General features: G+C 25.7%; 18 protein-coding genes. 16 read left to right on the forward strand and 2 right to left on the reverse strand.

Going from position 1 to position 18121, the window contains the following annotated elements; genetic code table 11:
* Position 1 precedes the first annotated feature (1 nt).
* The 12 genes from folP to H8891_RS03400 all read left to right on the forward strand — a co-directional run bounded on the left by folP (position 2) and on the right by H8891_RS03400 (position 13131).
* Entirely contained in the window at positions 2–793 is a 792-nt protein-coding gene (gene folP / locus H8891_RS03345) for a dihydropteroate synthase (RefSeq protein ID WP_187005181.1), read from the forward strand.
* 7 nt (positions 794–800) lie between these two features.
* Positions 801–1166 carry a dihydroneopterin aldolase gene (gene folB / locus H8891_RS03350; protein ID WP_147545023.1) on the forward strand — a complete coding sequence of 122 codons (366 nt, stop codon included), beginning with the start codon at positions 801–803 and terminating at the stop codon, positions 1164–1166.
* Positions 1159–1665 (forward strand): 2-amino-4-hydroxy-6-hydroxymethyldihydropteridine diphosphokinase, encoded by a 507-nt coding sequence (folK, locus tag H8891_RS03355; RefSeq protein ID WP_187005182.1) that lies wholly within the window; start codon positions 1159–1161, stop codon positions 1663–1665. Before folB ends, folK begins: the two co-directional genes overlap by 8 nt.
* Positions 1646–2422: a 3-deoxy-7-phosphoheptulonate synthase gene (gene aroF / locus H8891_RS03360; RefSeq protein WP_187005183.1), complete on the forward strand. Its 777-nt coding sequence runs from the start codon at positions 1646–1648 to the stop codon at positions 2420–2422. Before folK ends, aroF begins: the two co-directional genes overlap by 20 nt.
* Positions 2423–2687: 265 nt before the next feature.
* A complete protein-coding gene (gene dnaG / locus H8891_RS03365; protein WP_187005184.1) occupies positions 2688–4505 on the forward strand; it encodes a DNA primase in 1818 nt (605 codons plus the stop codon).
* Positions 4506–4523: 18 nt separating this feature from the next.
* Positions 4524–5687, forward strand: coding sequence for an RNA polymerase sigma factor RpoD (gene rpoD / locus H8891_RS03370; RefSeq protein WP_187005185.1), 1164 nt, complete (start codon positions 4524–4526; stop codon positions 5685–5687).
* Between the two features lie 68 nt (positions 5688–5755).
* Complete coding sequence (locus H8891_RS03375) at positions 5756–6442, forward strand: tRNA (adenine(22)-N(1))-methyltransferase (RefSeq protein WP_187005186.1); 687 nt, start codon at positions 5756–5758, stop codon at positions 6440–6442.
* A complete protein-coding gene (locus H8891_RS03380) occupies positions 6442–7539 on the forward strand; it encodes a Nif3-like dinuclear metal center hexameric protein (protein ID WP_187005187.1) in 1098 nt (365 codons plus the stop codon). The genes H8891_RS03375 and H8891_RS03380 overlap by 1 nt, the downstream gene beginning before the upstream one ends.
* A gap of 58 nt (positions 7540–7597) precedes the next feature.
* A complete protein-coding gene (locus H8891_RS03385; protein WP_187005188.1) occupies positions 7598–8953 on the forward strand; it encodes a zinc ribbon domain-containing protein in 1356 nt (451 codons plus the stop codon).
* A gap of 23 nt (positions 8954–8976) precedes the next feature.
* The gene (locus H8891_RS03390; RefSeq protein ID WP_187005189.1) at positions 8977–9417 is read left to right on the forward strand and encodes a zinc ribbon domain-containing protein; all 441 of its coding nucleotides are present in this window, start codon (positions 8977–8979) and stop codon (positions 9415–9417) included.
* A 70-nt stretch (positions 9418–9487) separates the two neighbouring features.
* Entirely contained in the window at positions 9488–11056 is a 1569-nt protein-coding gene (gene murJ / locus H8891_RS03395; RefSeq protein ID WP_187005190.1) for a murein biosynthesis integral membrane protein MurJ, read from the forward strand.
* Positions 11057–11145: 89 nt separating this feature from the next.
* Positions 11146–13131, forward strand: coding sequence for a fructose-1,6-bisphosphatase (locus H8891_RS03400; protein WP_187005191.1), 1986 nt, complete (start codon positions 11146–11148; stop codon positions 13129–13131).
* Positions 13132–13201: 70 nt separating this feature from the next.
* Here the strand turns inward: H8891_RS03400 and H8891_RS03405 are convergent, their stop codons facing one another.
* Entirely contained in the window at positions 13202–14599 is a 1398-nt protein-coding gene (locus tag H8891_RS03405; protein WP_187005192.1) for an alanine/glycine:cation symporter family protein, read from the reverse strand.
* Between the two features lie 412 nt (positions 14600–15011).
* On the opposite strand from H8891_RS03405, the gene H8891_RS03410 reads away from it, so the two are divergent.
* Positions 15012–15506 carry a PTS sugar transporter subunit IIA gene (locus tag H8891_RS03410; RefSeq protein WP_147544999.1) on the forward strand — a complete coding sequence of 165 codons (495 nt, stop codon included), beginning with the start codon at positions 15012–15014 and terminating at the stop codon, positions 15504–15506.
* Positions 15507–15622: 116 nt separating this feature from the next.
* Positions 15623–15760 carry a DUF2639 domain-containing protein gene (locus H8891_RS03415; RefSeq protein WP_147544996.1) on the forward strand — a complete coding sequence of 46 codons (138 nt, stop codon included), beginning with the start codon at positions 15623–15625 and terminating at the stop codon, positions 15758–15760.
* A gap of 43 nt (positions 15761–15803) precedes the next feature.
* On the opposite strand, the gene H8891_RS03420 is transcribed toward H8891_RS03415, so the two are convergent.
* Positions 15804–16403 (reverse strand): peptidylprolyl isomerase, encoded by a 600-nt coding sequence (locus H8891_RS03420; protein ID WP_187005193.1) that lies wholly within the window; start codon positions 16401–16403, stop codon positions 15804–15806.
* Positions 16404–16531: 128 nt separating this feature from the next.
* Here H8891_RS03420 and H8891_RS03425 point away from each other — a divergent pair, with 128 nt between their 5' ends.
* Together H8891_RS03425 and H8891_RS03430 are read left to right on the forward strand one after the other, a co-directional pair.
* Positions 16532–16927, forward strand: coding sequence for a single-stranded DNA-binding protein (locus H8891_RS03425; RefSeq protein ID WP_187005194.1), 396 nt, complete (start codon positions 16532–16534; stop codon positions 16925–16927).
* A 198-nt stretch (positions 16928–17125) separates the two neighbouring features.
* Positions 17126–18043, forward strand: coding sequence for a hypothetical protein (locus tag H8891_RS03430; protein ID WP_187005195.1), 918 nt, complete (start codon positions 17126–17128; stop codon positions 18041–18043).
* The last annotated feature ends 78 nt before the right edge of the window (positions 18044–18121 follow it).

The raw sequence follows: 18121 nt of genomic DNA on the forward strand, positions 1-18121 counted from the left end.
CATGTTTGATTATGGTAAAAAAACTTATGTAATGGGTATTTTAAATGTAACTCCAGATAGTTTTTCTGATGGAGGAAGTTATACTGATTTAGAAACTGCATTAAATCATGCTAAAAAGATGATAGATGAAGGTGCAGATATAATTGATTTAGGAGGAGAATCTACTAGACCAGGTCATAAAAAAGTAGATGCAGATGAAGAATTAAAAAGAGTTTTACCTGTTGTAAAAGCTTTAAAGGAAAATTTAAATGTGAAAGTATCTATTGATACTTATAAAGCTGAGGTTGCAAATGAAAGTTTAAAACTTGGAGCTGATTTAATAAATGATGTATGGGGTCTTAGAAAAGATCCTAAAATGGCAAGTACTATAGCAAAATATAATGCATATGTTTGTATAATGCATAACCAAGATGGAACTGATTATGATAAAGATATAATGGAATCTATAAAAGAATTTTTAATAGAAAGTATAAAAATAGCAAAAGATGCTGGTATAGGTGATGAAAAAATTATACTAGATCCAGGTATAGGGTTTGGAAAAACATTTGAACAAAATATAGAGGTTATGTCTAGACTGGGTGAATTAAAAGAATTAGGATATCCTATACTTTTGGGAACATCTAGAAAATCTATGATAGGAAATATACTGAACTTAGAACCTAAAGACAGAGTTGAAGGAACTATAGCTACTACGGTTATAGGAATAAAAGATGGTGTAGATATAGTAAGAGTTCATGATGTATTAGAAAATTTAAGAGCTATTAAGGTTGCAGATGCTATATATAGAAAGTAGGGTTATTATGGATAAGATACTATTAAATAATATGGGGTTTTATGGATATCATGGAGTTTTTAAAGAAGAAGGTATATTAGGTCAAAAGTTTTTTATTGATATGGAGTTATACTTAGATACTAGAGAAGCTGGAATAACTGATGATATGAACAAATCAGTAAGTTATGGAGAAGTTTATGAAGTAGTTAAGGATATAGTTGAAAATAAGAGGTTTAATCTATTAGAAGCACTAGTTGAAAATATAGCTATAGAAGTTTTTGAAAAATTTACTTTAATACAAGAAGTTATGGTTAGAGTAAAAAAACCTGAAGCTCCAGTGCCTGGCATATACGATTATTTTGGTGTAGAAATAAGGAGAAAGAGAAATGAATAAATCTTATTTAGGTCTAGGAACTAATATAGGTGATAGATTAAACTATTTAAATCAAGCTTTAAACATATTAAACTCTCATAGCAATATAAAAATATCCAAAAAGTCTAAGTTATATGAAACTAAGGCTTGGGGATATACTGAGCAAGCAGATTTTTTAAATATGTGCGTAGAGATAGAAACTGACCTAAATCCAAAAGATCTTTTACATGTATGCCAAGATGTAGAAAAAAAACTAAATAGAGAAAGAAAAATAAGATGGGGGCCAAGGACTATAGATGTTGATATATTATTTTTTAATGATATAATTTTACAAGAAGAAAATCTAGAAATTCCTCATCCAAGAATTAAGGAAAGAGCATTTGTATTAATACCACTTATAGATTTAAATGATAAATTAAAAATAGATAATGTAAGTATAAATGAGTACCTAAAATCTTTGACGACTGAGGAAAGAGAAGAAGTAAAGGAGTTTATAGGTAATGAAAAAAAACTTATTTGATAAGAATTTAAATATAAAAATAACTAAAAATTTAGAAATGCCAAAAGATAAAATCATAATGGCAGGGCCTTGTGCTATAGAAAGTTATGATCAACTTTTAGAAACTGCAAAATTTGTAAAACAAAAAGGTGCAAATGTATTAAGAGGTGGAGCATATAAACCAAGAACTTCACCAAATTCATTTCAAGGGCTAAAAGAAGAAGGGCTTGAAATATTAAAAGCTGTAAAGAAAGAAACTAATTTACCTGTTATAACAGAACTTATGGATGCTAGAGATTTAGAAAAAGTATACGAAGTTGCGGATATAATACAAATAGGATCTAGAAATATGCAAAACTTTACTCTTTTAAGTGAAGTTGGAAAGCAAGATAAACCTGTAATGTTAAAAAGAGGGATAAGTTCTACTATATCAGAATGGATAGGAGCTGCTGAGTATATTGCTATAGGCGGAAATAGTAATATAATTATGTGCGAAAGAGGTATAAGAACTTATAATGATTACACAAGAAATACTTTAGATATAGCTGCAGTTCCTATAATAAAAAAAGAAACTAATTTACCCATAATAGTAGATCCAAGTCATGCAACTGGGGTAAGGTATCTAGTTAAACCAATGTCTATTGCATCATTTGCAGCAGGTGCTGATGGAATAATGGTTGAAGTTCATCCAAATCCAAATGAAGCTTTATCAGATGGAGGTCAATCACTTCATTTTGAAGAATTTGAGGATTTAATGAATAGTATAAAAAAATTATAAAATTTTAAGAGGCTTATTGCCTCTTTTATTTTTTGAAAATAAATAATTTTAAAATGTAGTATTGAAATTATAAATATTATACAAAATATTAAAGTAACACTTTTATATAGAAAAACTTTGATAAAACATTAAAATTTAAAAAAATTTTTATAAAAAAAGAAGGAATTGGATAAAAAAAGTCGAATTATGTATAATGAACATTTGACAAATTTCTAATATATTGTAAAATAGTAATGTTAAAAAAATTACACCAGAAGGTGATAATATGAATGATATAAAAGATAAAATAGAAGAAATAAAGTCTAGATCTGATATAGTTAAGGTGATATCAGACTACATTAAAGTACAGCAATCGGGAGCAAATTACAAAGGATTATGCCCGTTTCATGGAGAAAAAACACCTTCATTTTATATAAACACATCAAAACAAATATATAAGTGTTTTGGATGTGGTGAAGGTGGAGATGTAATAAACTTCATTATGAAAATTGAAAATCTTGAATTTATGGATGCAGTCAAGTTATTAGCTAAAGATTGTGGAGTAGAAATAAACACAAATATGGATGAGCAATCTAAAATCAGGATGGAAAAAATAAAGAAGTTTCAAGATCTAAATACAGAAGCTGCTAGATATTATTTTTCAAACTTAATTAAACAAAAGAATTATGGGTATGAATATTTAAGAAAAAGAGGTCTCGACGATAAAATAATAAAAAAATTTGGATTAGGATATGCACCTAAGGCATGGACTAATCTTATGGATTATTTAATCGATAAAGGTTATGATAAAGAGACACTTGTTGAATGTGGGCTTGTTACATATAAAAAAGATGGAAATAAATATTATGACAGATTTATTAATAGAGTAATTTTCCCTATATTTGACTATAGAGGAAATGTTATAGGATTTGGAGGAAGAGTTCTTGATGATTCTCTTCCTAAATATTTAAATTCACCTGATACACTAGCCTTTAATAAAAAGTATAATTTATATGGACTTAACTTTGCTAGAAAAAATATATCAGATAGAACCATGATACTTGTAGAAGGATACATGGATTTAATATCTTTATATCAATATGGAGTAAGAAATGTTTGTGCTACACTTGGAACTGCCCTTACTTTAGAACAAGGGAATTTATTAAAAAGATATGTAGATACAGTTATAATTTCTTATGACTCAGATGATGCAGGTGTTAAAGCCACATTAAGAGCTATAGATATATTAACTAGTTCGGGTATAAATGTAAAAATATTAGACTTAAAAGATGTCAAAGATCCAGATGAATTTATAAGGAAATATGGATTGAGTGAATATCAAAGATCTATAAAAGAGGCTATTCATTATATAAGATATAAAATTATTAAATGTAAAAAAAATTATGATATATCAAAAGATGAAGAAAGATTAAAGTTCACTAAAGAGTCTAGTAAAATAATAAAAACTTTAAAAAGTCCTGTAGATATAGACTATTATATAAATTTTTTAAGTTCAGAAAGTAAAATTAGTGTAGAATCTTTAAAACAAGAAATATACGGTAAAAATTATAAACCTAAATATAATGAAAAATATAAAAATGATAGAAATATAAAAAGAGATGAAAATGCTTATAAAAGACCTAAAATAATAAATAATGGTAATGAACTTATAGAAAAAACTTTAATAAGAGTGCTGCTTGAAAGTAAAGAAGTAAGAAAATTATTAGGCCTTAAGTTGGATGAAGATAATTTTATTTTAAAAGAAAATAAAGAAATTTTAAAATTTATAATTAAAAATGAAGAATTGGATAAAATAACTATTGACAAATTGAAAAGTTTAAACTTATCCGAAGAATATCTTAACAATTTATATTCTTTAAAATTAGAAAATATAAATTTAAATGATGATAAAAGTATAGAAGAGATAATAAAAAAAGTGAAAAGAAACAAGCTTCAAAATGATATAGATAATTTATTAAAGAAGCAAAAAGAATTGGAATCAAATAAAATTAATGATAATTCAAATGCGAAAGAGGTAGATGTACAGGTTATGGAAATTGCTATAAAAATAGTTGAATTAAGAAAAATATTGCAAAAAATATAGATGAAGGGAGGATTGAGCATGGAAAATAAAGCGCCAAAAAAAGAGTCTAAAAGAGTAACAGCAAAATCACTTATAGAAAAAGGTAAAAAACAAGGAAGTCTTACCCTTATGGAGATAATGGAAGCTTTCTCAGAAACTGAACTTGATAAAGATCAAGTTGAAAATTTATATGAAACATTAGGAAACTTAGGTATAGAAGTAATACAGAAAAAAGAAGAAAAAGCTGATGTAGATATAGAGTTTAGTTCAGATGATATGGATATAGATATAGATGATAGTATCGATGATGATATGTCTAAAGAAGAAAACACTATGGAAATAGAGCAAATAGATTTAACTTTACCTAAAGGTATAAGTATAGATGATCCAGTGAGAATGTATCTAAAAGAAATAGGTAAAATACCTTTACTTAAGCCTCATGAAGAAGCGGAACTTGCAAGAAGAATGCATGAAGGTGATGAAATAGCTAAGCAAAGATTAGTTGAGGCAAACTTAAGATTAGTTGTAAGTATAGCTAAGAGATATGTTGGAAGAGGCATGTTATTTCTTGACTTAATACAAGAAGGTAACTTAGGTCTTATAAAAGCTGTAGAAAAATTTGACTATACAAAAGGATTTAAGTTTAGTACTTATGCGACTTGGTGGATAAGACAAGCCATAACTCGTGCAATAGCAGACCAAGCAAGAACAATAAGAATACCTGTTCATATGGTTGAAACTATAAATAAATTAATAAGAGTATCAAGACAATTACTACAAGAATTAGGTAGAGATCCAAAACCTGAAGAAATCGCAAAAGAAATGGATATGACTGAAGATAAAGTTAGAGAAATTATGAAAATTGCTCAAGATCCTGTTTCATTAGAAACTCCTATAGGAGAAGAAGAAGACAGTCATTTAGGAGATTTTATACCAGATGATGACGCTCCAGCACCTGCAGAAGCAGCAGCTTATTCTTTATTAAAAGAGCAAATTGAAGAAGTTTTAGGTTCATTAAATGAAAGAGAACAAAAAGTTTTAAAATTAAGATTTGGACTTGAAGATGGACGTGCTAGAACTCTTGAAGAAGTCGGTAAAGAGTTTGATGTAACAAGAGAAAGAATAAGACAAATAGAAGCTAAGGCTTTAAGAAAATTAAGACATCCAAGTAGATCTAAAAAACTTAGAGATTACTTAGATTAATATAAAAATTCGTCTATAATAGGCGAATTTTTATATATACAAAAATATATATGAAAGGACAATAAAAATTGAAATTAACAGATAGATTATTAAAAATAGCAAGCCTTGTGGATGAAGGGAAAAAAATAGCAGATATAGGAACTGATCATGGATATATACCTGTTTATCTTTTAAATAATAATAAAATAGACTATGCAATATTAGCTGATGTTAATAAAGGACCTTTAGAGAATGCAAAAAAAGAAGTTAGACATAATAAATTAGATGATAAAGTAGACTTAAGATTAGGTTCAGGGCTTGAAGTTTTAAATCAAAATGAGGTAGATGAAGTTATAATAGCTGGTATGGGTGGAATTTTAATAAGTGAACTTTTAGAAGCTAAAAAAAGTGTTTCTCAAACTGTAGAAAAACTTATACTTCAACCGATGCAAGCACAAAATGAACTTAGAAAGTATCTTTATAATAATGGATATGAAATATTAAACGAAGTTTTAGTAAAAGAAGATTTTAGAATATATGAAATAATTGTGGCTAAATACACAGGGAAAAATACTGAAGTTAGTGATGATATATATTATGAAATTGGTAGTAAGTTAATAGAAAATAATGATAAACTTTTAAATGAGTTTATAAATAAAAAGATTAATTCTTATGAAGGTATAATAAGCAAATTAGAAGGTAAAAATGGATCTTCAATAGAAGCTAAAAGAAATAGTACTATAAATACTATAAAAAAACTTAAGGGGTTGATATAATGAAACTTAAGACTTTTATAAAAAAGATAGAAGAAAAATATCCTCTTAATTTAGCATATGATTGGGATAATGTAGGTCTTATAGTTGGAGATTATGATAGAGATATAAAAAAAGTAATGGTTGTATTAGAAGCAAATGAAAGTGTAGTAGATGAAGCTATAAATAAAAATATGGATTTAATAATAACTCATCATCCATTTATTTTTTCTAAAATTAATAAAGTTAATACTTCTGATTTAAAGGGAAGATTAATACATAAATTAATAAAAAATGATATATCTATATATTCTATGCATACTAATTTTGATATTGCATTTGATGGGTTAAATGATTATTTTGTAGATATGTTAGAACTTAAAAATGTCAAAATACTAGATAAAACTAAAAGTGAAACTTTATATAAATTAGCTGTATATGTTCCTAAAACTCATATAGATAATGTAAGAATAGCTTTAGGAAATTCAGGAGCTGGACATTTAGGAAATTATAAAGATTGTTCGTTTACCACAGAAGGAGAAGGTAGATTTAAACCTTGTGAGGGTGCTAATCCTTATATAGGACAAGAAGGAGCTTTAGAAAGTGTTCATGAGGTAAAAATAGAAACTATAGTTCCTCAAAAAATTTTAGATAAAGTAATTAGTTCTATGATAAAAGCTCATCCTTATGAAGAAGTAGCATATGATTTATATAAGTTAGAAAATAAAGGGGAATCTTTAGGGCTTGGAAGATATGGAAAATTAAAAGAAAATATTACTTTTAAAAGTTTAGGCATGATACTTAAAGATAAATTAGATATGAAATATCTAAGAGTGGTTGGAAATTTAAATGATGAGGTATCTAAAATTGCTATAGTTACAGGCTCTGGAGCTGATATGGTAAAAAAAGCTTATAAAGCTGGATGTGATGTACTTATAACTGGAGATATGAAATATCATGATGCACAAGATACATTAGATATGGGGATGAAGGTTATAGATTGCGGACATTTTGATACCGAAAAAGTCTTTGCAGATATAATGTTTAACTATATAAACGAAAATTTTGATATAGATATTGTAAAAAGTGATGTAAATTTAAATCCTTTTGATATAATATAGTTATAAATAATAGCCTTAAGATTATCTTAAGGCTATTTTTAAACTATGGAGGAAAGATATGAGTTGTGAAAATTGCGGTTTAAATAATTTTGGCTGTAAAAATTATTGTAAATTAGATGGACGAGATTTAACTAATTTAGAAAATATTAATATAGAATTTGGAAATAAAAAAACATGTTCTAAATGTGGTGAATCAGAAAATAAAAATAGTATATATTGTAAAAGTTGTGGAAATGATTTAACTAATATAACAAAAGTTAAGGAATATACAGATAATAACTTAAATAGTGTAGAAAAAGATGTGAATATAAAATTGAATATAAAGAGATATTTAGAAAAAATAAATATCAGAAATAAATTATTAACAGCTATGGGTTCTATTATATTATTAATAGTTATATCTGGGTTTGTAAAAATTATGATAGGAGCAATGGGATTAGATATTAATGAGTATTTAAATCCGTTTAGTATAGCATTAGGACTTAATTTGATACCTATTAATGTATTAGTAAATTCTTTTATGGGAGTAGCAAATATCAATATAAGTATGGGGATTATTATATATTCGATAGTTCCTATACTTTGTGTAGTTTTGTCTAGTACTATATTTATAAAAAAAGATTGTATAGATAAAGAAAATATAATTAAAGATTCAATTATATTAAGTATTATATACGGATTAATTTTAGGGATTGTTTCAATATTAGGGAGAAAATACATAATGTCGCCTATTAGTGAATATTATAGTATGTCTATAGCTATAAAATATAGCTTTATAAAAAGTATATTAAACGGAATAATAATATCCTTTTTACCTACATATATGGTTTTATTTAACAAATTAAAACCTAAAAATAACAAATTAAAAGTTATAAATAAGGCGTTAAAGACAATAGGAGTATTGTATTTAATAGTATTGGTATTTTTAACAATAAGTTTATTTTCAACTAATATATTTGGAGACAATAAAGATTTAGCTATTTTTATTAAATTAACACAGTTATCTATTTATTTATTACAGCTAGTTAATTTTGTACCTATAGTCATATCAAATACAATTATATCTATATTTAATATAGGGGATGTAAGTTTGTATGTTCATGAAAGTATGAAATTATTTATATATGCTATAATACTATTAACGTTAGTAATACTTATAGTATCTGGATATGATATTAAAAATAAATTTAAAAATAAAGGTGTTATAAAATATTTTAGTTTAGTATATTCCATTGTTATAGGATGCACGATTTACTTAAGTAAAATAGATACAAGTGGTAGTTTATCGTTATTAGAAGTTCAAAATTATGGAGGATATTCATATATAGGTTCTAGTGTCGTTGTGGGGATTGTTATATCTTTTTTATACAGCTACGCAATATTATATTTAGGATATAAGCTTAATAAAGAATAAAAGCTTTAAATGGGAGAGTTAGCATGAACAATATAAAAAATGCAATAAATAAAAGTAAAGAAAAAGTTGAAAATATAAGAGAAATAAATAAATTAAATAAAATTATAAACAAAGCTCAAAATGATAAACTTAAAATTTTTATAAATGCAGGAATGTATATTTATGAAAAAGTAAGGAAAGATGAAATAGTTGAAAAAGATTTAGTTGAATTATTTAAAAATATACCTGAAATAGATAAAACTATATATGAATCTACTATGGAAGTTAGCAATATAGATTTAAAAAAAGAAAAAATTTGTGAATGTGGGAATGTATTAGATGTTGATAGTAATTTTTGTTGCAAGTGTGGCAAAAAAATAGAAGAAAATAAAGATACAATAAAATGTGAATTCTGCTTAAGTGATATAGACTATGATTCAAACTTTTGTGGATGTTGTGGTAAAAAAATTATAAAAAATGTATAATAAAGGGGATGCTTTATGCATCCCTTATTATAATTTAAAGCTCTATATAAAAGAAAGAAGGAAACAGTATATGTCAAAGGCTAAAAAATCAGCAGTAATATTAATGATTATAACATTGATATCAAAAGTAACAGGATTTCTTAGAGATATAATATTGGCAAAAAGCTTTGGAGCAAGTATTATAACTGATGCTTATATAACTGCACTTAATATACCAGTTGTACTATTTACAGGAATAAGTGCATCATTAGGGACAACTTATATTCCGATGTTTTTTAAAATAAAAACAGAAAAGGGACAGGACGAAGTAAATAAATTTACAAGTAATGTTTTAAATATAGTAATAATTTTAAGTATATTTACAATAATTATAGGAAGTATATTTACACCGTATATAGTGAAAATTTTTGCTATGGGATTTAAGGGTGAAGAATTAGAAATTACAACTAGATTTTCTAAAATACTTATAATCTCTATAATTTTTATAGCAACTAATGGATTAGTATCATCTTATTTATTAGCAAATGGAAGGTTTTATATATCAGGATTAGTTACAATTCCATTTAATATAATATGTATACTGGCTATAATAATAGGAAGTTTTACGAATTCATATGTAATGGTATGGATAACTTTACTTGCGTATGCAGCTCAACTTTTATTTCAAATACCATTTCTTAAAAAAAGTGGTTATAAGCATAAATTAAATGTTGACATAAAAGATGAAAATGTAAAAAATATAATTTATTTAATTTTACCTGTGTTTTTAGGATCATATGTAAATCAAATAAATAGTGTTATAAATAGAACACTAGCTTCTACATTAGATACAGGGAGTATAACAGCTCTTAATTATGCTAATAAATTAAATATATTTGCTGTAGGAGTACTTGTTATATCTATTTCTACTGTTATGTATCCTATGCTTTCTAAATTTGCTAGTCAAAATAATATAAAGGCTTTTAAGTGGAGTTTAATAAGATGTATAAATATAGTTATAATTGTAATGGTACCTGTTATGATAGGAATGATTATATTTTCAACACCTACAGTTAGTTTTTTATTTGAAGGTGGATCATTTGATGCAAAAGATACATATTTAACATCAACTTCATTAATGTTTTATTCTTTTGGTATGGTGGCTTTTGGAATAAGAGATATAGTTTCAAGAGGATTTTATTCTTTACAAGATACAAAGACACCTGTAAAAAATGCCATGGCAGCAGTATTTATTGATATAATTTTTTCAATTATACTAATTAAAAAAATGGGAATAGGTGGGCTTGCATTATCATCCTCTATATCTGTTATATTTGGGGCTATTTTACTTATAATATCTTTAAGACGTAAAGTAGGCAGACTGGGTATTAAAAGTAGTATAAATACATTTTTAAAAACTTTAATAGCATCTATAATTATGGGTGTAATTGTAAAATATTTATACGATTTTATTTTTATAATAGGAGAGAATTTTATACATAAGGAAAAATATTTAATATTAATAGGATTAATTGTATGTAGTTTAGTAGGAGCAGTTATTTATTTAATATTAAGTATTTTATTAAATATTACTGAAATTAAAGAAGGTATAGAACAAATAAAAAATAGATTTGTTAATTTTATAAAAAAAGCGAGATAAAAAAATCTTGCTTTTTAGTTTTATATAACTAAACAAGTCTATGGTATAATTAAATACATAATAAATAGTTAAGATTTAGGGGTGAAAAAATGAGCGCGGAAATATCAGAAAAAATATGCAGAGATAACATAAAGTATTTAAATTTACTTTCTAAACAGTATCCTACTATATCTCAGGCATCAACAGAAATAATTAAGTTAGAATCAATATTAAATCTACCTAAGGGTACAGAACATTTTCTATCAGATATACATGGAGAAAGTGAGCCATTTGTTCATGTATTAAAAAATGGTTCAGGTGTAGTTAAAAGAAAAATAGAAGAATTATTTGGGGATTCACTTATGGAAAGTGAGAAAAAAACTTTAGCAACTTTAGTTTATTACCCAGAACAGAAATTAGATATAGTATTAAAGGAAGAGAAGAATATAAATGATTGGTATAGAGTTACTCTTCATAGAATAGTAGATTTATGCAGATATGCGTCTACTAAATATACTAAGGATAAGGTTAGAAAGTATCTTCCTAAAGAGTTTGCATATATAATAGAAGAACTTTTAAACACAGATTGTAACATTGGTCATAAGAAAAAATACTACCAACAAATTATAAATACTATAATTGAAATAGATAGATCTAAAGAATTTATAATAGCTATATCGAAATTGATTCAAAGATTAGTTATAGATAGATTACATATAATTGGAGATATTTATGATAGAGGACCAAGACCTGATATAATAATAGACACTCTTATGGATTATCATAGTGTGGATATTCAATGGGGAAATCATGATATTTTATGGATGGGGGCAGCAGCTGGACAAAAGGTATGTATCGCAAATGCTCTTAGAATATCAGCTAGGTATGCTAATTTAGATATAGTTGAAGATATCTATGGAATAAATATTTTACCGCTTGCTACATTTGCTTTAAATGTATATAAAGATGATCCATGTAAAGCTTTTTTACCTAAAATATCAGAGGGTGAGTATAACAAAAATGAAATATCTTTAATAGCAAAAATGCATAAAGCTATATCTATAATTCAGTTCAAATTGGAAAATGAAGTAATAAAAAGAAGACCTGAATTTGAAATGGATCATAGATGTTTATTAAACAAAATAAATTATGAAACGTCTACTATAAATATAAATGGAAAAGAATATAAACTTAAAGATAGTAATTTCCCAACTATAGATCCTAAAGATCCTTGTAAGTTGACTAAAGAAGAAGAAATTGTTATAGAAAAATTAAAATCATCTTTCGTAAATAGTGAAAAACTTCAAAAACATACTTCATTCTTATTCTCAAAAGGAAGTATATATCTTAAATGTAATTCTAATTTATTATTCCATGGATGTATTCCTTTAAATGAAGATGGAAGTTTTAAAAAGTTTGTAATAGATAATGTTGAATATAGCGGGAAATCTTTAATGGATAAATTTGATTCACTAGCTAGAGAAGGATATCTTTATAGAGAAGGGAATAAACAAAAAGAGTATGGAATGGATATAATGTGGTATTTATGGACAGGGTGTGCATCTCCTTTATTTGGAAAAGATGATATGACTACATTTGAACGCTATTTTATTAATGAAAAAGAGACTCATAAAGAAAATAAAAATACATATTTTAAGCTAAGAGATACTGAAAATATGTGCAATATGATATTTGAAGAATTTGAATTAGATAAAAAAGAATCACATATAATAAATGGACATGTACCTGTTGAATGCAAAAAAGGTGAAAATCCAATAAAAGCAAATGGAAAATTAATAGCTATTGATGGTGGATTTTCAAGGGCTTATCAACAAAAAACTGGTATCTCTGGATATACATTAATATATAACTCATATAGTCTTCAATTAGTATCACATCAACATTTTACAACTACAGAGCAAGTAATACTTGAAGAAAGAGATATATTATCTACAACATCTATTGTAGAAAGAAATATAAATAGAAAATATATAAGAGATACAGATATAGGTAAGGATATTCTTGAAAGCATAAATGATTTGAAATTACTTCTTTTAGCATATCGAAAAGGTTTGGTAAAAGAATCTTTAAATTAAGTTAAATAAAAAAGGATTAACACTGATATATTAGTGTTAATCCTTTTTTAGATTCATTTATAATTAAATTCTAATCTTCCCAGCACTCAGTACCAGATAATCCATCTATAGATGATGATTTAAATACAGGTTCTTTAATACCTGATTTTTTTTGATTAGTATAATCTTTTAAAGCTAAGAAAGCAAATTTGCTAAGTCTAGCTATAGCGTAAAGATTTATAATTGCCATAAATCCCATAAATAAATCTCCAAGGTTCCAAACTATATCAACTGCAGTTAAAGAACCAAATATAACCATAGCTACAACTAATACTCTATATGATGTTAATATAGTTTTACTTGTACTTATAAACTCTATATTTGATTGACCGTAGTAATAGTTACCTACTATAGAACTAAATGCAAATAAGAATGTACAAATAGCTATAAAGTAATTTCCTATAACTCCTATTTGAGAAGATAGGGCAAATTGAGTTAATTGAATTCCAGATAAATTAGCAGATGCATAATCACTACATAATATTATAAATGCCGTACAACTGCATATAACTAGAGTATCTGTAAATACTCCAAGGGCTTGAACAAGACCTTGCTTAACTGGGTGAGATGTTGTTGCAGCAGCAGCAGCGTTAGGTGCACTACCCATACCAGCTTCATTAGAGAATAAACCTCTTTTTACACCCATAATTATAGTTGTACCTATACCACCACCAGCTATAGCTTTTAATCCAAAGGCATTTTCTATAATAAGTTTAAAAATATCAGGTAATTTATCTATATTAATAGCTATTACAAATAGTGAAACTAATATATAACCTACTGCAAATATAGGAACTATAACTTCAGATATTTTAGCAACTCTATGTACCCCTCCGAATATTACAAGAGTTGTTAATACCGAAAGTATTACACCTATAAGTATTTTATCAACACCAAAGGCAGCTCTAAAAGCTTCTGTGACTGTATTTGACTGTATTGCATTAAAAACAAATCCAAAGCTTATTGTTATAAGTATAGAAAAAGCAATACTTAAAAATTTATTATTAAGTCCTTTATCTATATAGTAAGCAGGTCCACCTCTGAACCCTTCTTCATCCTTAACTTTGTATATTTGAGCAAGTGTAGACTCGACAAAGCTTGAGGCTCCACCTATTAAAGCTACTAACCACATCCAAAATACAGAACCAGGCCCACCTAATGTAATCGCAATTGCAATACCTGCAATGTTTCCTGTACCAACTCTAGATGCTGTACTTATACAAAAGGCTTGGAAAGAAGATACCTGACCTTTTTCCTTATCAGAAGCTGAAGGTGCACCTAAAAGCCTTATCATTTCCTTAAAGTATCTAAATTGAACAAATTTACTTTTAAATGTAAAATAAATACCTAATGTTAATAATAAGACAATTAAAACATAGGACCATAAAAAATTATTTAATGATAAAACTATGTTGTTAAAAATATTCAAATTAATCCCTCCTAAGTAAATATAATTTATTAAATTCTTAAAAAAGAAATTATGATATAAATAAAATTCATTTTTAAAAATTATATAATAAAAAAGAAAATAAATCAACACATAAAACAATATCTAAAGTTTAGGAAAATGTTATCTATTGTTTAAAAAATGAATAATAAGAAAAATAAATTGCAATAAAGTAAGAAAACTAATTAAAAAAGTCAAGTGTTTTATATCTTTGCATTAAAAAATAAAAGAATATATATTCAATTAATTACTAAAAATAAGTTGAGAAAAAGTTATCATATATTAATTAAAATTACTTGATTCTACAAAAAAATAATTATATAATAATATATGTAATTAAATTTAATTTTATTTTGTTCATGAAAACGTAATCTAATACTAAGGAGTGTACATTATGGGCATATTTGATATATTTAAAAAGTCAAAACAAGAAGAATCTAAAGGGATAGTATCACCTACAAATGGAGAATTATTAGAAATAACTAAAGTTCCAGATGAGGTATTTTCAACTAAGATGATGGGTGATGGTTTTGCTATAAAATCAACTGATGGTATTATAGTATCTCCTGTAGACGGTAAAGTGGGAGTAATCTTTGAAACAAAGCATGCTGTAATAATAGAATCTAAAGAGGGGAAAGAAGTACTTATACATTTAGGTATAGATACTGTAAATTTAAAAGGAGAAGGATTTGAAGTATTTGTAAATGTAGGTGATGAAGTTAAGGCTGGAGATAAATTGGTTAAAATGGATTTACCATTTATAGAAGCCAATGCTAAATCATCAATAAGTCCAGTTATATTTACAAATTTAGAATCTAATGAATCTATAAAAGTTGTAGAAGGACCTGTTAAGGCTTTTGAAAGTGGTAGAGTAGAAATAGTTAAGTAATATTAAAGAGTCTGTAAAAACAGACTCTTTTTATTTTAATAAATTTAGTCATAAAATTTTTCACAAGTACATATATATTAATAAAAGATTTATATTTAACTAAGGGGGGAAATTTTATGAAAAGCCAATTAATAAGAGATTTACATTCTGTAAACGTAAGGAGACATCCAATAACTAGAAAAAAATTAGAGAGTTTAAAAACTTCAGAAATAGTTAATATATGGTTTGAATATTTTAAAAAAGAAGAAAAATAAATTAGATATATAAAAATAAAAAAAGTCACAAATTGTGGCTTTTTTATTTTTTGTATTTTATAGGCTCATTATAAGTTATACCTTTAGTATCAACTTTTATAGAATTTATTATAAATGTTTCCCCTTTAGAGCCTAAATCTTCTATTTTATGTACTAAATCAAGGTTTTTTATTACTTTTCCAAAACCAGCATATTTACCATTAAGGTGGGGTGATGATTTAGTTACAATAAAAAATTGGCTACCAGCACTATTTTTATACTGACTTCTAGCCATTGATAAAACCCCTTCTGTATGTTTTAAATCATTTTTAAATTTGTTTTTAGTAAACTCACCTTCTATTGTATATCCAGGACCACCCATACCTGATCCTTCAGGACATCCACCTTGTATAACAAAGTTTTTAACAACTCTATGAAATGTTAAGCCATTATAAAAATTACTATTAGCTAGATGAATAAAATTGTTTACTGTATTTGGGGCTATATGAGGATAAAGTTCAGCCTCTATAATACCTACATTTAAAACATCTATATAAGCTATAGGTAATTCTTTAGGTGCTACTCTAATCTCATCAGATATTTGATTTTTAGATATTCCAAGTAGATTTAACACTTTAGATAACAAATTATTTTTTTTATTCATAAAAATCACCCTTCAAAGTTTTGTATATTTTAGATTATATCATATAAATATTGTATTAAAAAATATTTGTATAAGTGAACTAATGACTGTCTATAATTAAATTTATATAATATAAAGGAGGGAATGTATTGAATAGTATTATTTTAGTAGGAAGATTAACTAAAGACCCAGAGATAAAATATATAGGAGAAAAAGGAATTCCAGTTGCTAATTTTATACTAGCAGTTGATAGAAAGATAAAAAAGGATAGTAAATATCAAAAAACAGATTTTATAAAAATTGAAGCGTGGAAAGAAGCTGTTGAAATTTGTATAAATAAATTAAAAAAAGGAAGTTTAATTTCTCTTACAGGAGAACTTAGAATAGATGAATATAAAGATAAAGAAGGTAAAAATAAATACATAGCTAAAGTTATTACTTATAATATAAACTTATTAAAACAGGGCAAGAATCAGTTTAATGGAATAGATATATTTAAAAATGATGATAAAGTTGCATTAAATGAATCAGCATTACCTTTTTAATTAAAATATTCCTATTTTATTATTTAAGATAAGTATATTATAAATTTATGAAATACCTATAAATGTATAATAAATTAAGAAACATATTAAGGTTTTAATAAATAATACTAGATGATATAATAAATAAGATAGATTGTTAATATAGAATTAATAAGAAAATTAATAATATAAAATTAGACAAAATTAAGGAGAAGCAAGATGAGTAGGAATTTAGAGATATCATATTCGTTTGGGTATGTATACGATAAAAGTAAACTTATAGTACTATGTCCAGTTGGTTCAAATACTATAAATGAAGAAGAATATGAAATGGAAGTTGAAGTAGCTTTTCTTGAAGATGGTATAGAATGTGCATTTGAACAAGAAGATATAAATGAAGCTAATGAAATTATAAAACCTCTTGAAACGTTTTTAATGAAACCAAATAAGATTATACCATTAGTAACTAGTATAAAAGATGTTGAAACTAAAGAAGAGTTAAATAAACTTTTAAATGATTTTGATGAAGAATATGGTGTAAAATCAAGTTATATAAAAAGAGGATATGAAATATGTGATATATACGATGTATTTCAAAATGTAGTAAAATATATACCAAAGGAAAATATAGAAAATTTAAATATATTAAAAATAGAAGCTAAAAAGTTTGATTTAAAATCATTTATAGAAACAACTAGAGAAAATTTAGATGATGAATTAGATTCTAGTTTAATTCCTTTAGTTATGAGAAAAAGCACACTTACAGATAGACTTTTTGTAAAAGAAGATAATCAAACTTTAAATAATTGTGATCTAAATGAAAAAACTTTATTAAATGCACTAGAGAAAAATAGCTTATATACTGTATTTGGATTAGAATCAAGTTCATCTACTGAAGAAATTTTATGTGCAAATAAAGAAGTGGTTAAAGATATAAACATAGATATGGGAGATTTAGAAATTTCTCAGGTAAGAGATTTTGGATATATTATTGAAAAAAATAATGAATATTTAGGTTTTAAGATAGCTAATTTTAATCATGAAGCAGCTAATAATCAAAAAATAGCACAAGTAGTTGATTATAGTGGAATATTTAAATTAATGATGATAAATTTTATAAATCAATTTGTAAAATAAAGATAAGGCCAGTTAAAGGCCTTATTTTATTGTAAGAAATACGCTAAACTTGCACTAATATTACATATATGATAAAAT

The organism is Paeniclostridium hominis, assembly GCF_014306135.1.
In the GTDB taxonomy this organism is placed as follows: domain Bacteria; phylum Bacillota; class Clostridia; order Peptostreptococcales; family Peptostreptococcaceae; genus Paraclostridium; species Paraclostridium hominis.

Bases quoted from the DNA above. Each gene is read 5' to 3' on its own strand.
- H8891_RS03400 (WP_187005191.1), top strand. From the start codon at position 11,146: ATGAGCGCGGAAATATCAGAAAAAATATGCAGAGATAACATAAAGTAT.
- H8891_RS03390 (WP_187005189.1), top strand. From the start codon at position 8,977: ATGAACAATATAAAAAATGCAATAAATAAAAGTAAAGAAAAAGTTGAA.
- H8891_RS03415 (WP_147544996.1), top strand. From the start codon at position 15,623: ATGAAAAGCCAATTAATAAGAGATTTACATTCTGTAAACGTAAGGAGA.
- folB (WP_147545023.1), top strand. From the start codon at position 801: ATGGATAAGATACTATTAAATAATATGGGGTTTTATGGATATCATGGA.
- H8891_RS03430 (WP_187005195.1), top strand. From the start codon at position 17,126: ATGAGTAGGAATTTAGAGATATCATATTCGTTTGGGTATGTATACGAT.
- rpoD (WP_187005185.1), top strand. From the start codon at position 4,524: ATGGAAAATAAAGCGCCAAAAAAAGAGTCTAAAAGAGTAACAGCAAAA.
- H8891_RS03380 (WP_187005187.1), top strand. From the start codon at position 6,442: ATGAAACTTAAGACTTTTATAAAAAAGATAGAAGAAAAATATCCTCTT.
- folP (WP_187005181.1), top strand. From the start codon at position 2: ATGTTTGATTATGGTAAAAAAACTTATGTAATGGGTATTTTAAATGTA.
- H8891_RS03420 (WP_187005193.1), bottom strand. From the start codon at position 16,403: ATGAATAAAAAAAATAATTTGTTATCTAAAGTGTTAAATCTACTTGGA.
- dnaG (WP_187005184.1), top strand. From the start codon at position 2,688: ATGAATGATATAAAAGATAAAATAGAAGAAATAAAGTCTAGATCTGAT.
- murJ (WP_187005190.1), top strand. From the start codon at position 9,488: ATGTCAAAGGCTAAAAAATCAGCAGTAATATTAATGATTATAACATTG.
- aroF (WP_187005183.1), top strand. From the start codon at position 1,646: ATGAAAAAAAACTTATTTGATAAGAATTTAAATATAAAAATAACTAAA.
- H8891_RS03410 (WP_147544999.1), top strand. From the start codon at position 15,012: ATGGGCATATTTGATATATTTAAAAAGTCAAAACAAGAAGAATCTAAA.
- H8891_RS03385 (WP_187005188.1), top strand. From the start codon at position 7,598: ATGAGTTGTGAAAATTGCGGTTTAAATAATTTTGGCTGTAAAAATTAT.
- folK (WP_187005182.1), top strand. From the start codon at position 1,159: ATGAATAAATCTTATTTAGGTCTAGGAACTAATATAGGTGATAGATTA.